The organism is Stenotrophomonas sp. AGC87, assembly GCF_057333975.1.
Genome location: NZ_JBHFHW010000001.1, coordinates 1 through 13,931, shown reverse-complemented (window position 1 = coordinate 13,931; position 13,931 = coordinate 1). Strand labels below are relative to the sequence as shown.

General features: G+C 63.8%; 14 protein-coding genes. 7 read left to right on the top strand and 7 right to left on the bottom strand.

The genetic code is table 11. The features are described from left to right. A partial coding sequence (locus ACE026_RS00070) for an HTH domain-containing protein (RefSeq protein ID WP_486036886.1) occupies positions 1-235 on the bottom strand: 235 nt, incomplete at its 3' end. A 117-nt stretch (positions 236-352) separates the two neighbouring features. Here ACE026_RS00070 and ACE026_RS00065 point away from each other — a divergent pair. Together ACE026_RS00065 and ACE026_RS00060 are read left to right on the top strand one after the other, a co-directional pair. Continuing rightward, a complete protein-coding gene (locus ACE026_RS00065) occupies positions 353-628 on the top strand; it encodes a hypothetical protein (RefSeq protein ID WP_259260506.1) in 276 nt (91 codons plus the stop codon). Next, positions 595-1,380 carry a M90 family metallopeptidase gene (locus ACE026_RS00060; protein WP_486036884.1) on the top strand — a complete coding sequence of 262 codons (786 nt, stop codon included), beginning with the start codon at positions 595-597 and terminating at the stop codon, positions 1,378-1,380. Before ACE026_RS00065 ends, ACE026_RS00060 begins: the two co-directional genes overlap by 34 nt. Positions 1,381-1,384: 4 nt before the next feature. Here ACE026_RS00060 and ACE026_RS00055 read toward each other — a convergent pair whose 3' ends face one another. From ACE026_RS00055 to dusA, 4 genes are all read right to left on the bottom strand, one after another. Continuing rightward, positions 1,385-2,809: an ATP-binding protein gene (locus tag ACE026_RS00055; RefSeq protein ID WP_070474511.1), complete on the bottom strand. Its 1,425-nt coding sequence runs from the start codon at positions 2,807-2,809 to the stop codon at positions 1,385-1,387. A gap of 20 nt (positions 2,810-2,829) precedes the next feature. Further along, entirely contained in the window at positions 2,830-3,513 is a 684-nt protein-coding gene (locus ACE026_RS00050; protein WP_019185514.1) for a response regulator transcription factor, read from the bottom strand. A 77-nt stretch (positions 3,514-3,590) separates the two neighbouring features. Then, positions 3,591-3,959, bottom strand: coding sequence for a hypothetical protein (locus ACE026_RS00045; protein WP_123731132.1), 369 nt, complete (start codon positions 3,957-3,959; stop codon positions 3,591-3,593). Positions 3,960-4,171: 212 nt separating this feature from the next. Further along, the gene (gene dusA, locus ACE026_RS00040) at positions 4,172-5,182 is read right to left on the bottom strand and encodes a tRNA dihydrouridine(20/20a) synthase DusA (protein WP_486036881.1); all 1,011 of its coding nucleotides are present in this window, start codon (positions 5,180-5,182) and stop codon (positions 4,172-4,174) included. Positions 5,183-5,281: 99 nt separating this feature from the next. Here dusA and ACE026_RS00035 point away from each other — a divergent pair, with 99 nt between their 5' ends. The 5 genes from ACE026_RS00035 (at position 5,282) to ACE026_RS00015 (ending at position 9,056) form a co-directional block, all read left to right on the top strand. Further along, positions 5,282-6,349 carry a site-specific integrase gene (locus ACE026_RS00035; RefSeq protein WP_486036879.1) on the top strand — a complete coding sequence of 356 codons (1,068 nt, stop codon included), beginning with the start codon at positions 5,282-5,284 and terminating at the stop codon, positions 6,347-6,349. Then, positions 6,342-6,758 carry a hypothetical protein gene (locus ACE026_RS00030; protein ID WP_486036877.1) on the top strand — a complete coding sequence of 139 codons (417 nt, stop codon included), beginning with the start codon at positions 6,342-6,344 and terminating at the stop codon, positions 6,756-6,758. Before ACE026_RS00035 ends, ACE026_RS00030 begins: the two co-directional genes overlap by 8 nt. 146 nt (positions 6,759-6,904) lie before the next feature. Next, complete coding sequence (locus ACE026_RS00025) at positions 6,905-7,504, top strand: hypothetical protein (protein ID WP_486036875.1); 600 nt, start codon at positions 6,905-6,907, stop codon at positions 7,502-7,504. 230 nt (positions 7,505-7,734) lie between these two features. Beyond that, positions 7,735-8,349, top strand: coding sequence for a hypothetical protein (locus tag ACE026_RS00020; protein WP_486036873.1), 615 nt, complete (start codon positions 7,735-7,737; stop codon positions 8,347-8,349). Positions 8,350-8,390: 41 nt separating this feature from the next. Further along, complete coding sequence (locus tag ACE026_RS00015; RefSeq protein ID WP_486036871.1) at positions 8,391-9,056, top strand: SOS response-associated peptidase; 666 nt, start codon at positions 8,391-8,393, stop codon at positions 9,054-9,056. A 4-nt stretch (positions 9,057-9,060) separates the two neighbouring features. Here the strand turns inward: ACE026_RS00015 and ACE026_RS00010 are convergent, their stop codons facing one another. After that, positions 9,061-9,258, bottom strand: a complete 198-nt coding sequence (locus tag ACE026_RS00010) for a hypothetical protein (protein ID WP_319624102.1) — start codon at positions 9,256-9,258, stop codon at positions 9,061-9,063. Positions 9,259-9,335: 77 nt separating this feature from the next. Next, entirely contained in the window at positions 9,336-13,883 is a 4,548-nt protein-coding gene (locus ACE026_RS00005; RefSeq protein ID WP_486036868.1) for a hypothetical protein, read from the bottom strand. Between the last annotated feature and the right edge of the window lie 48 nt (positions 13,884-13,931).

Here is a 13,931-nt window from a genome sequence, read left to right as displayed (position 1 = left end):
CCGCGGCCGGCAACGCGGCCAGGATGGCCTCGGCGTCGAGTAGATCCAGCGGCTGCTGCAACTGGTAGCCGTCACCGGCGCGGCCGTCGATTTCGACGCCAGCCGCCCTAAGTCCTTGAATCCGCTTCCAAATCGCGGCACGGGTCTGGCCCAGCTCGCGCGCCAGCGCGTCGCCGGACAGGCGCCCGGCGCCCAGTTTGGCCAGCAGTTGGCGGTCGTCCACGGCAGCTTCCATCGGGTAAACGGGAAAAGTATGCGGGAAAGCCGCCGCCAGCGCCCGCCCGGGGGCCTTCCAGTCCCCCGGCCGAATCGGGCTAGAATCGGGAACTTGACCCGCCGCTGGATGTTGACGATGCGCCCGTTCGCCCATTGCCTGCTCCTCCTGATGGCCCCGCTGGCCGCGCATGCTTCCGATGCGCTCACCACGGCGGGCCGCGGCGCGTGTGTCTATTCGGCCAACGAGAACGAGCGCAGCGCACCGGCATCCGCTTCGGCGGCTGCGGCACCGGCCACGGTCAAACCCAGCGCCAGCAGCGGTACCAGCACCGGCGGTGGTGGCGATGACGACGTGCTGCCGCGCCTGCGCGCACCGAAGTGGCACAGCTTCCTGCCGGGTATGTTCCGCTGATCGAACGACTGCTGGGCTGGCTGCGCCGCACGCCACGCGAGATCGACGCTACCCTGTGGGACACCACCTGCCGCCGCGCCGCCTGGCTGCAGCAGCTGGACCCTGCCCGCCGCGAACGCCTGCGCGCGCTCGCTGCCCGCTTCCTGCACGAGAAAACCATCAGCCCCGCTGCCGAACTGCAGCTGGCGGACGCCGATGGCGTGTTGCTGGCCGCGTTGTGCTGCCTGCCACTGCTGGAAATCGGCGAGATCGGCCTGCGTGGCTGGTCGCAGCTGATCGTGTATCCCGAGGCGTTCCGCGTGCACCGAAGCCAGGTGGATGCGGCCGGCGTGCTGCACGAATGGGACGATGCGTTGATCGGCGAATCCTGGGACAGCGGTCCGCTGATTCTGTCGTGGGCCGACATCCAGGCCGACATCGCCGACCCCGAAGCCGGGTTCTGTGTGGCGGTGCATGAGATGGCGCACAAGATCGATGCGCTGGACGGGGCGATCGACGGCACGCCGCCGTTGCCACGGGCGTGGCAGAAACAATGGGCGGCGGATTTCCAGCAGGCCTATGACGCGTTCTGCGCCGAGGTGGACCAGGGCCGCGAGACGCTGATCGATCCGTATGCCTCCGAAGCGCCGGAGGAGTTTTTTGCCGTGGTCAGCGAGTACCACTTCTCCGCACCGGCACTGCTCGCGCGCGAGATGCCGGCGGTCGCCGGGCATCTGCAGCGGTTCTATGGCCCGTCACCGCTGATGCGGTGACGCGTTACGGCCCGGGCGGCAGCTTCACTTCGAAGCGTGCACCACCCAACTCCGGCGAACGCTTCACCTGCAGTTCGCCGCGGTAATCCTTGATCAGGTCCTGCACGATCGACAGGCCGATGCCGTGACCCTGCACCCGCTCATCGCCACGCACGCCACGCTGCAGCACCTTGGCGATGTCTTCCGGTGCGATGCCCGGGCCATCGTCATCCACCGACAGCACCAGCCCGGCGCGACGCGCACCGGGTGCCGGCAACGGATGCGCGGTCAGCAGCACGCGACGCTTGGCCCACTTGAAGGCGTTCTCCAGCAGGTTGCCGAGCAGCTCCTGCAGATCACCGGGCTCGCCGTGGAAACGCGCGGCCGGGTCGATATCGAATTCGCACAGCACGCCCTTGGAGGCGTACACCTTCTCCAGGCCCCGCACGATTTCTTCGGCGTTGGATTCGATCGGCAGTGGGGCGGAGAACAGCTTGTGCCCCGAAGAAGCCGCGCGCGCCAGCTGGTAGGACACCAGGTTGTTCATGCGCCGCAGCTGCACGTCGAATTCTTCGCGCAGATCCTCATCGCGTGCGCCGCTGTCGAGCTGCGTACGCAACACCGCGAGCGGCGTTTTCAGGCTGTGCGCGAGATCGGCCAAGGTGTTGCGCTGGCGTTCGAGGTTCTCGCGCTCGCTTTCGATGAAAGCGTTGATGCTGTCGGTCAGCGGCTCCAGCTCGCGCGGATGGCGTTCGCTCATGCGCTCGGTTTCACCGCGCTGCACCTTGGTGAGTTCGTTGATCACGCGCCGCATCGGGCGCAGGCTCCACTGCAGAATGACCGTCTGCAGCAGCAGCAGGATCAGGCCGATGCCGCCGAGGTAGAACCACACGCGCCCGCGGAACACGCGCAGCTGTGCGCCGAGCGCGCGCGAGTCTTCGAGCACGTAGATCGTGTACGGGAATTCGGTGGCAGGGTCGGCGTCGGCATCCCAGACCAGGCCCATGCCATAGCGATAGGCCGAACCCTCGCTGCCATCGATCTGGATCATCGGCAACGGGCCTTCGAAGACTTCCTGGCGCGGGGCCAGCATGCCGCCGCCTACCGTCGGCAGCATCGGGCCCTCGGCAGACATGGAGTTGCCCTTGCCGTCCGGCATCACGACCTGCAGATAGAGGCCGCTGCCCGGGACGTCAAAGCGCGGATCCGGTGGCTGCTCACGGATGTACAGCGAGCGGTCGCGGGTGAAGTCGATGCCGGCCGCGTAGGCCGTGGCGTAGTTCTTCAGCCGCTCGCGCAGGTTGGCCTTCGCGGTATCGGCGAAGGCCGCATCCAGCGCGTAGCCGGCCAGGGCCAGGAAGGCCACCAGGCCCACCGAGGCGGCCAACAGCTGGCGCGCCTGCAGTGAGCGCGGCCGCCAGCGTTTAAAGAACCACAGACGGCCGGACATCGTCTATCGCCAGCCGCAGCTCAGCCTTCGTTGCGCGGAATGGCGAAACGGTAACCGCGGCCGCGCACGGTTTCGATCGGCTTGAGTTCGCCGTCGGCATCGAGCTTCTTGCGCAGGCGGCCGATGAAGACCTCCAGCACGTTCGAGTCGCGGTCGAAGTCCTGCTGATAGATGTGTTCGGTGAGGTCGGCCTTGGAGACCAGTTCACCGGCATGCATCATCAGGTACTCCAGCACCTTGTACTCGTAGCTGGTGAGGTCCACGTTGCTGCCGTTGACGCTGACCGTCTGCGCGGCAAGATCCAGCGCGACCGGGCCGCACTCCAGCGTCGGCTTGCTCCAACCGGCGGCACGGCGCAGCAGCGCATTGACACGGGCCAGCAGCTCTTCCACGTGGAACGGCTTGACGAGGTAATCATCGGCGCCCTGCTTGAGGCCCTCGACCTTGTCCTGCCAGCTCGAACGCGCGGTCAGGATGAGCACCGGGAATTTCTTGCCCTCGTCGCGCAGGGCCTTGATCAGCTCCATGCCCGACATCTTGGGCAGGCCCAGATCGATGATGCCGACGTCGAACGGAACTTCGCGGCCCATGTACAGACCTTCCTCACCGTCCTGCGCAGCATCGACGGCAAAGCCTTCGCGCTTGAGCCGGGCTGCCAGTGTTTCCCGCAGCGGGGCTTCGTCTTCGACCAGAAGGATACGCATGAACTCTCCCTAGTGTCCTGGGTATGGCCCCATGGGGCCAGTGGGTAATGCAGATGACTGCGGACAACTATCCCTGTTCAGGGGTTATCGCCGCGTAGTGATGACATATCCGAGCGCGGCGTGCGGGGCTGTGAACGCGATGTCGCCGGATCGTCCATATAGCGGACGCGACCGCGATCATCCATGTACTTCACCCGGTTGATGTCGCGCCCATCGAAGGGCACGCGCTCGGCGCCGAGGATGTGTCCACCGGTAGTCCGCTGCACCCGACGCACGGCATCGGACAGCGAGCGCTCCTGCGGACCGCCGCGTTCGGCCGTACGCAGCATCTCGGCACGGGCCGCTTCCGGCGGCGGCATCTGCGCCCACGCACTGGTGGAGGCAGCTGCGCCCGTCGCCAGAAGGGCGAAGGCGGCAATGCGGCGGTGGCGGGTCACGGAGAACATCGGTCTGATCCTAGCGGAGCGCGGCTAAACGTTCAAAAGTTGTGAATCGGCAACCGCCAGCCTGGGCCGGCGCTTTACGAATCTTTAGCGAATTCTTGGTTTTAGCCAGTGAATCCGGTCTGAACTTTTCCGGTAGCCTCCCCGCGCCGTTCATCTAAGTGAACATTGGCGGCCAAAGCGAGGCCCTTGTCAAGTCGACAGGGTGACGCGGCTCACGCGGCGACGCGTTCGGCCTGGGCGCGGGTCACCGCCAGCGCCTGCTCGATCAGGCTCCAGTCGGCGCCGACACGGTGCGAGCCTTCGCTCAGGATCTGGCGGAAGGCACGGCCGCCCGGCTGGCCATGGAACAGGCCCAGCAGGTGCCGGGTGATGTGCTTGAGCGCCAGCCCGCGGGCCAGCTGGGCCTCGATGTAGGGCTGCATGGCGCGCAGCAGCGCGTCGCGCGACTGCAGCGGGGCACCGGTCTGGGCCGCCTCCAGCTGATGCAGCACGTAGGGGTCGTGGTAGGCCGCACGACCCAGCATCACCCCATCCAGCGCCGGCAACTGGGCCTGCGCGGCCTCGACCGTGGCCAAGCCGCCGTTGAGGACGATCTGCAGCTGCGGACGGTCGGCCTTGAGACGGTGCGCCCAGTCGTAACGCAGCGGCGGCACTTCGCGGTTTTCCTTCGGCGAGAGGCCCTTCAGCCACGCATTGCGGGCATGCACCACGAACATCGCGCTTCCGGCATTGGCCGATTGATCGACGAAGTTCACGAAGGTTTCGTAGTCGTTGTCATCATCCACGCCCAAGCGGCACTTGACCGTGACCGGGATGTCCACCGCGGCGACCATCGCACCCACGCACTCGGCCACCAGGGCCGGCTCACGCATCAGGCAGGCGCCGAAGCGCCCGGCCTGCACGCGGTCGGACGGGCAGCCGCAGTTGAGGTTGACCTCGTCGTAGCCCCATTCCTGCGCGATGCGGGCGGCCTGGGCCAGCAGGGCCGGATCGCTGCCACCGAGTTGCAGGGCAAGCGGGTGCTCGCTGTCGTCGAAGCCGAGCAGGCGCTCACGGTCGCCGTGGATCACCGCGTTGGCGTGCACCATTTCGGTATACAGCCGTGCGCCCGGGGCCAGCAACCGGTGGAAGTACCGGCAATGGCGGTCCGTCCAGTCCATCATGGGCGCCACGGATAGACGTATTTCCTGACTTTTCAATAGCTTATGCATTTTATGGCGCATCCTTGGTGCGCTAGGACTCCCGCTAAGTCCCTGTTTTTCACCCCTGATCCCGGTGTAATGTACCGCTGCTGCACCACGCAGCGGGAGGTGCACCAAGACATGGCAGTAGTCGAAAAGCGAGGCAAAAAATGGCGGGCAATGGTCCGCCTCAAGGGGCATCCTACCGCCTCGAAGACCTTCAACGGGCGCAAGGCGGCTGAGGATTGGGCTCGCGTTACGGAAGATGCATTGCGCGCCGGCCTGGCCCCTCCGCAGGAAAGCATGACCCTGGAGGCCGTAATCGACCGCTATGTCAAAGAGATGGACCGGTTCAAGCCGATTTCAGCAACAAAACGCGGAAACCTGCGCCGCTGGGTGGAGTCGCTGGGCGGCCGGGAAGTCACCAGCCTCACCGGCCAAGACGTTCTGGACCATATCAGCGCGCGAACAGCAGGCCCAGCGACGATGGCTATGGAGCTTGGGTTCCTCGCCGAAGTGCTGTCGGCGGCCCGCTCGCTCTGGAACATGACGATCCCCGATGTCGTGACAGCGGCTAGGCCTGTCCTGCGCCGCGCGGGAGCAATCGCTAAGCCGCTGGAGCGCGACCGCCGTCCCACAACAAAGGAGCTGGACGACCTCGCCAGCTATTACCGGTTCAATTTCGGGACCATCCCGATGCGGGACCTGATCCCATTCGCCGTGGAGTCGGCCATGCGGATGGGCGAGATCGTCAGCCTACGCTGGGAGGACTATCGCCCGGGCGAGAAGCCAATGATCCTCATCCGGGACCGCAAGGACCCGAAGGACAAGAAGGGCAACAACCAGTGGGTGCCTCTACTTGGCCGTACTGCCGCCCTCATTGATGCACAGGCCCGGAAGGGCGACCTGATCTTCCCCTACAAGGCAGACAGCATTGGCGCGTCGTTCCGTAGAGCCTGTGTGCGCCTACAGATAGAGGACCTCCACTTCCATGACCTGCGCCACGAAGGTACGTCCCGGCTGTTCGAGCAGGGATACCAAATCCCTGAGGTCGCGATCGTCACAGGGCACAGGGACTGGAAGTCGCTCAAGCGCTATACCCAGCTTGCACCTAGCTCGCTACACCGCGACCCGTTACATCAGCCAATACCTCGCTCGCTGGTTCTCGGGCCTGCACTCGAAAGCGGATCGGAGAGCAGCGGTGATTGATCTCAAGCACGTGGTGGGAAAAGTGTTTCGGGCAATTGCATTCGACCGGCGTCGTTCCGTCGCAGCCTGCGCCGTCTTTTCTGGACTGTCGCTTGCGCTCGAGCTGCGCTTCGAAGGTTCGGATCTTTTCGCTTCCTCCGGTGCGATATTCACGCTTAGCGGCTTTCTCCTCAACATCAAGCAAAGCGCCATCTTCCATCGCCAGGCACCGGACGGATCACCCCTGCCGATCAGTGCGAAGTACTACACGATAACGAAGGCCGCGACGTTCGGGAGTGAGACCCCAGAGGAAACGATGGCCGCGAAAGTCAGGTCAGTTGAAGCTGATGAAATCTGGGGCTGTGTGATGGTGATCGCAGGAACCGTGCTCTGGGGCTACGGCGGATGGCTTTTAAAAGCCATTGGATAGACGAGTCTTACTAGATCCAGCGATTGGCAGTGGTCTGACTTCCGCAACCTAGCATTGGTACTCGTTGGACCTGTGGTTTCGCGAATACCATCACAACGCCGGCATGATTCGCAGACTCAACTCTTGATTCAACAAGGAGGGATGACATGACGAAGGAAAGCGAAGGAGCACCGCCGTGGTTGAGCGGGGATGGTCCGTGGTGGTTGAACGGTTACACATGGCCGGTGCAAGGGGACGCAAGTTGGACACCAAACCATTGGTGGCGCTACGCCAGCGGCTTCAGGGAAGCAGGCGACCGGCTCCTGAGCAGCGTCCTCAATGACGGGAGGCGGGACGGCCTCGACATTCTGGTGATGCCGACGCTGTACCTGTACAGGCACTACATCGAGCTGGCCCTCAAGGCGGCTGAGAGGTCGATCGCTGAATACCTGGGTGAGGAGCCACCCACAGGCAAGAGACCCGATCACATTCTGCTGGAGCGCTGGGATCGAACGTTCGAGAGCCTCGCGAGGCTTCCGGGCGGCGAAGCAACCAGGTTCCCCGAAGCCGACCGCGTCATTAGAGAATTTGACCAGCACGATCGGCAATCCTTCGCCTTTCGCTACCCAGAGTCGCTGAAGGGCGAACTCCATGCTCAGGAGCTGCCATGGGTGAACTATGCCCGCTTGGATGAGGCGATGACGCACGTAAAGGAGGCTCTCGACTACCTCGATGGCGCCATTTCGTACGCCAACGATTGCCGCTAAACACTGACAACGCCCCCCTCCAGCTGGGGGCCTCTGTGCCGGCGGGACGCTGCTCAGGCACCCCAGCACCCGGGCACTGAGCTGCCTGCGGGTCCCGGATCCGGCGAGCACGAACTCCCTAGTGCGCCTTGCCGTCGCCCAGATTGCGAGGCCACTGCCCCGAGGCACGTGACTAGCCCGAGAAGAATGGTGGCAAGATTACCGAGGCCTCAATTACAGGTGGCGTGGACATGAGCGACAACGAAGAGAGCCAGATACTTGCTTCGAAATATAGACGAATGGAGAATTTTGTATCCGACACAATGCGCCTGAGTCACGATGACTATGCGCTGATAGGGAGATTCATCCAGGCGTACTGTGTAGCTGACTTTGAGGCGCGGCGGGTGATATCGGCTATGCGCGATATATCTGGCGCGACCGGCTTGGACGCAGCTCAACTTTCCGACAAAGATACGATCACGCACCTCTCGCTATGCGCGAAAGCATGGAAGGTCGGAGAGAACGTCGCGGAGGGAGCATCCAAGGCCGCAGACATACTGAGCCTACATCACGACATCCGACATACGTTCTCACATTTTGCTGGCCGAAGAATGCGGTCGGACGACATCTTCGTATTCCTCTCAACCAGCAAGAGACATAACAAGCTGAAGCACGGCATCGAAGTTGATAGCGACACTGACGGTGATGCCTACGTTCGCGTGATGCCCGTCAATAGTGTTCAAGAGGAATTGGCAAAACTGGAGGGTCACGGCCAGTATCTAGCGAGTCTAGGGAGCTTTCTGCGCGAGCAGGCGACAGCTTTAAGGAGCGAGCACGCGGAACTCACACGGGTGCGCGATCGCTAGTACGAAGCTTCCCGTTTCCCAATCTCAGCGGAGCAGGAACCATGTGGGGCCGATTCGTCCAGCACCCTATCAGACTTGCTGACACGCTTGGCATCCCCCAGCTTGTCGGCGACCTAATGTCGATCCCGGAGAGCTACAACCTGGCGCCGACGCAGCGCGCGTCCGTGATCCTCGATCGCGGCACCGGCCTGCAGGTCAGGCGCCTGGCGTGGGGCCTGCTCCCCTTCTGGGCCAAGGCCAAGCAGCTGCAGGGATCCACGATCAATGCCCGCATCGAGACGGTGGCCACCAAGCCGGCCTTCAGGTCGGCGTTCAAGAAGCGCCGATGCCTGATCCCTATGGCCGGGTACTACGAGTGGTCGGTCAACGCTGAGGACGGCAAGAAGGATCCGTGGTTTATCCACGCGGCCGGGCCGCTGCTGGCAGCAGGCCTTTGGGAAGACACCAGCCCCCTGCTCGACCCGAACAACCTGGGCACCTTCACCGTGATCACCGGCGACAGCAGCGGCGTGTCGGCCGACATCCACGACCGCATGCCGGTGTGGCTGACGGCCGGCCAGGCTGATGAGTGGCTGGCAGCTGAGCCAGATGACGCTATGGCGATGCTGCTGGCCAGTGAGCCGCCGGCAATGGAGGCCTATCGCGTCACCCGCGCGGTGAACACGCCGCGCAACAACCAACCGGCCCTGTTGGACCAGGTCGCCTAAGGCTTCAGGCAGCCTCGTCCTCGGGCTCGACCTCCGCGGTGAAGCTGTAGATCCGACCGACCTCCATGCCGGCCGCAGCCGCCGGCGACACCGACAACGTCATCTGCGGCACACCCGCATCGAGCGGAACGAAGCTCAGCGTGACAACGCCTCGCTGGTCTGCCGTCTTCATCTCCATCTGCAGCTTTGCACGAAACTTCATAGTTCTCTCCTGGTAGTGCGGTGGCTGGGAACGCTGGCCACCGCGTCAGCGATTGGTGCACGTGGCGGCAGTGCCGCCTATGGTTCTTCGGTGCTGACCACCGACATTGACTGCCGGCCGATCTGACCGATGCCTTGGGCGGTAATTGCCGCCTCGTACACGAAGTTCTGGAAGGTCGAACCCGGCTCTGTTGCGGTGAAGGAACCGTCGCAAGCGAAGAAGTACATCTGCTGCCACCCACCGTTCGGCAGCTGGGGAATCCCGGCGTCGCGATCGTGATAGATGTTGGCCTCAAGCACCGAGTAAGCCTGGAACGCCTGCTGCGACACCAGTTGAAGTCCGCCGCCAACATTGCGCCGCAGCCGCAGGACCGTTGTCGTAGAGATGCTGGGCGGCGGCGGTTCGTTGTTCCACGACCGACCGTCGTACCAGGTGGTGTACGTCGGCGACGACGTGTTGAATGAGGCCACCACGAGACGCTGCTTGCCATGTGCAGGGAACGGTCCGACTTCGACATACGGGTATGGCGCCGTGCTATCGGTGCGATTGGCGTTCTTCCAGATTCCCGCCGAGAGCGTGCCGCCAAAGTAGGCATTTCCGTTGACGTCCATCCAGACAGTCGCGTTCTGCTTGTTGGCGGCGCCGGCACCCACGTTCGGCCCGAAGTAGTCCATCAGGTCACCGCTGCCAAAGCCGGTGCCGATGATCCGCTGCGAGTTCCCCTTCCATACGCGGATGTAGCCATCGCGCATCTCGATGCCTTCCGGCTGGTTCGGGCTGAGGATCTGGAGGGCGTGGGCCAGGATCTTCATGTCGACGACCTTGCCGTCGTTCTTTGTGACCATGCCGCCAGTCAATCCGTCGGCCGTCACATACATGCTGTAGCCCGCAAACGTCTCGCTACCGCCGGCGCCCCAAGGGGAAGGGCCGGTCTGGCCCTCCTGCATTTGCTCAAGCATCGGCATGAATGCCCAGGTGTAGGGGTCGCTCTGCCCTGGTGCCTTCTCTGTCCGCCAACCAGCCTTGATGTAACGGGTGCCTGCGGGTGCCGTGTACGAAACCTTGGATCGCGGTAACTGCGCCAGTGTTGGCTTCTGGAGGCCCACGCCGGGGATCAACGTGCCATCCACTACCTCAGTGATGAGGGTGCCGTTCTCCCTGTAGAAGCCCATCCACGCGCGCGATGACGCACGATGCGTATTGAGATAGACCGATGTGCAGTAGCGCTTGCCCTCCTCTGCAGCCATCAGGGGAGACGACACAAGGGCATACGCAATGTTGGACGTGGTCCCAATGTTGCCATGGGAAACAATCGAGCCCACGCCCAGTGGCGCATAGGTTTCGTTCACAAAGTTGGCCAGTAGATCCCAGCGACCTTCAGAAACCCAGCCGTGCTCCCAGCCGTTCGTGCCGTCTTGAAACCGAGAGTTGGCCAAGAGGTTGCCGCCACCGGTCATGGTGTCTTTCACCATGGCCGTGAGCGTTTGCACAACCTGCGTGTCAGCCTTGCCCGCGACGCTAGCACCGACCTGGTTGACCTGTTGCCCGAGGGCAGTGATCTGGCCGCCCTGCTGAGTGACGGTAGTCGTCAGCGCTGACAACCCCGTCGCGGCCGCCTCGGCCGTCGTCTTGGCGCCATACGCATCGGTCACGTCCTGCCAGATGACGTTGTCCACCAGCACACCGACGTTCTGCGCGGTCAACCCACCAGCAGGCTGTGTGCCTGGAATCGACAGCCACAACTGACCGGTACGGGTGTTGGGCGTAGTCACGGTCACATAGGCCGATATGCGCGCCCACTGACTCAGCGAATCCAAGCGGCGATTCTCAACACCGGCATGCCACGAGCGCGCGCCACTGCTATTCAAAACACTGATGCCGAACCGAAACACCGCATCCCCCGGAGCGACGCCGGAGAAGAAGGTATTGTTTCGTACAACGGCTTCAATGTAGTACGTGCGACCCGTTACGATGGAAATGCTGGGGCCGAAATAGATGTCAGTGTTCCCAGCAGCAGGAGTGATTGTTCGACGCAACAGGCCAACGCGGCTGCCTTCAAAAGTGGAGCTACCGGCGTTGCCGGCCTTCGCTCGGAACTCCCCGTTCCCACCAACGGCAGAAATGATCTGCTCTGATGCGTAGCTCTCGAAGCCTGCGTCGATGATGATGTTCGGACCGGCGGCCTGCGTTGCTGCGAGCTGGGCGTTCACCGTGGTGATCGCTTGGCCCTGAGCGGTGGTGGTGCCCTCCAGTGCAGTGACCTTGCCGGTCAGCGTATTTGCTGCGGCAGCAGAGGCCGCCGCGCTGGTCGCAATCTCGGCGCCACTGGGCGAGTAGTTCGTTGCGACCTCGCCGTGTTGCAGCATGACATTGTCAATTTCGATCCACTGGTCAGGGGATCCGTCGCCATACACGCGGAGGTAAAGCGCCGCCCCCGCGGCGCCAGCTGGAATCAGGGATGCGGCAAACGTAAATACCTTCCGTTCCCACTGCGCTCCCACAACCATGCCTGCCGCTAGAGCGGGACCACCAGGCCAGCCCAGCGCCGCCCCTGCGCTGTCCTTCACGCCCAGCTGAAAGAAGAATCGGGCACCGGGCTTGCCACGAACATAGGCGGAAACGGCGAGCGGCTTGCCGGGTTCGATCGTGTAGACCGACGAGTAGCATTCGGCGTAGCCGGTAGTGCCCAGTGCATTAATGTCCCATCGCCAAGCCTTCGTACTTCCGGGCAGGGACGAATCAACAAGGCTGCGAGTGATGCGGCTTGAGGCATCAGACGACGACGATGAGGGCGACCAGTACTGCGGCGTCGTCGCGTTGGTTTGAACGTCCATGCTGCTGTTCCGCAGCTGGTTGTCCCCACCGATGTTCTGCAGGCTCGCTGAGACGTTGGTCAGCGCTGTGCCTTGGCTGGTGACCGTGTTGCCAAGCTGGGTGACCTTGCTGTCCAGCGAGGTCAGGGCCGCGTTGCTGGCCTTTCCGGCTACGTCCGCCTGAACCTGCGTCAGCGCGCTGCCCTGTGCGACCAGCGTGCCCTCGATGACGCCGGTCCGCGTGGTGATGGACTGAAGGCCGGCGGCGTTGAGCTGATTGGCAGCTTGGTCCGTAACGTCGTAAAGCTCGACCGTGTCGAAGGAGACGGTGCCGACGCTGGGGTGCACATAAACACGGAACAAGGCCCGGACAGACCCGGCGGGCAGCGCGCCGTAGTCAACTGTGAAGTCCGTCCACTCTGCGGTAGCGGTGATGGTCCGATCAGCCTGAAACTGCGTGTTCTCGGCGTTGCGATAGATGACGCGCAGCAGCACATTGCCGTTTCCCGAGAGCAACTTGACTCGCACGCGCGCTCGGAAGATTGTCCCCGCCCGCACCGGGAAAAAAGCACCGTCATTTGCATCCATATAGGGCGCAGTGGCTGCCGTGGCGCGCGTGATCGTGACCCCAGGCCCGCCATCGCCGCTGGCGGCATCTCGGAGGATGGTGTTGCCACCAGTGTTGCCGCCCAGCACCCACCAGAGGAAATTCTCGGCAAAGTTGCTGTTGGGGTTGAGGTTATCCCCGATCGTGCGCAGCCCCGCCAGCTTGCTGTTGACCGCTGTGGTCGCCTGGGCATTGGCCAGGTCCGCCGCCACCATCGCGTCTTGCAGCGTAGTCACCGAAGCACTGGTGGCGAGGCCGCCGCTGCCGGCTGGCATGCGGGCTTCCATCGTGGTGATGCGCTGCAGCTGCGCGGTGTCCGCCGTAGCGCGGGCGGTTCGCTCGTCCGCCATGAAGCCCTGGGTCACCTTGCTGAGATCGCTACCGGTGTAGCTGCCGCGCATCTGCACAGCCAGGTCATCACGCTTGCTGGCCTCGGCGGCAAGCGCCGTTGTTTGCGCCTGGGCCTGTTCCTGCACCAGCGCCACACTGGCGCCGGGCGACGGCCGACCGATCGCCACCCAGTCGATCAGGTAGTAATCGGACAGCGCCTGCGCGGCACCGAGCTGCAGGCGGATCGCTGCCACGGTGGCCGGCCACCACGGCACGTCAGCCGCGTCCATCGTGGCGACGCCGTTGCTGTCCCATGCCGGCTCGGCCATGGCCACGCGCTTGGCGGCGTTCCACGTTGCGTCCGTCGTGGTGATCCACTGAAGCGCGCCGGCCCAAGTGGGCTTGCCCACCTTCTTGATTCGCATCTTTACGTAGCGGTAGGCGCTGCCGTCGATCGCCAGCCCGCCCGGCGATTGCACGTAGGGATTCGCCGCGGCATTCGCCGGGCGCAGCCAACCGTCAACCAGCACGGGCGCTCCGTTGCCCGTCCAGTTCTCAACGGTCAGGTTGAAGTCCCAGATCCGCTTGCTGTCGAACTGCGTGCCGCTACCAGCGGCGACCTCGGACAGCGCGCGGGAGAGCGAATCGAAACCGTTCTGCTGCGTCTCGCTGACTGCGGTGATGGCAGCCTCGCGCTCCGTCTTCTCGTTGAGCAGCTGCGTGGCGCGGGCTTGGCTCTCGGCGGCGACCGCGTCCATGGCCTGGCCGATCTGAGTGACGCGGGTCTGCGCCTCCTGCACCAGGCCGGCGTTCACCAGCGCGATATCGCGAACGCGGCTCGCAGCCTCATTGGCATCGGCCAGCGCCCGGTCCACGATCTCCTTGTCCAGCTTCTGCTGGGCGGCGATCAGCTCGGCGGTGGT

What these genes read in the sequence shown, in the direction of transcription:
- ACE026_RS00065 (WP_259260506.1), top strand. Translation starts at nt 353, where the DNA reads ATGCGCCCGTTCGCCCATTGCCTGCTCCTCCTGATGGCCCCGCTGGCC.
- dusA (WP_486036881.1), bottom strand. Translation starts at nt 5,182, where the DNA reads ATGCGCCATAAAATGCATAAGCTATTGAAAAGTCAGGAAATACGTCTA.
- ACE026_RS00050 (WP_019185514.1), bottom strand. Translation starts at nt 3,513, where the DNA reads ATGCGTATCCTTCTGGTCGAAGACGAAGCCCCGCTGCGGGAAACACTG.
- ACE026_RS00015 (WP_486036871.1), top strand. Translation starts at nt 8,391, where the DNA reads ATGTGGGGCCGATTCGTCCAGCACCCTATCAGACTTGCTGACACGCTT.
- ACE026_RS00055 (WP_070474511.1), bottom strand. Translation starts at nt 2,809, where the DNA reads ATGTCCGGCCGTCTGTGGTTCTTTAAACGCTGGCGGCCGCGCTCACTG.
- ACE026_RS00020 (WP_486036873.1), top strand. Translation starts at nt 7,735, where the DNA reads ATGAGCGACAACGAAGAGAGCCAGATACTTGCTTCGAAATATAGACGA.
- ACE026_RS00010 (WP_319624102.1), bottom strand. Translation starts at nt 9,258, where the DNA reads ATGAAGTTTCGTGCAAAGCTGCAGATGGAGATGAAGACGGCAGACCAG.
- ACE026_RS00025 (WP_486036875.1), top strand. Translation starts at nt 6,905, where the DNA reads ATGACGAAGGAAAGCGAAGGAGCACCGCCGTGGTTGAGCGGGGATGGT.
- ACE026_RS00045 (WP_123731132.1), bottom strand. Translation starts at nt 3,959, where the DNA reads ATGTTCTCCGTGACCCGCCACCGCCGCATTGCCGCCTTCGCCCTTCTG.
- ACE026_RS00035 (WP_486036879.1), top strand. Translation starts at nt 5,282, where the DNA reads ATGGCAGTAGTCGAAAAGCGAGGCAAAAAATGGCGGGCAATGGTCCGC.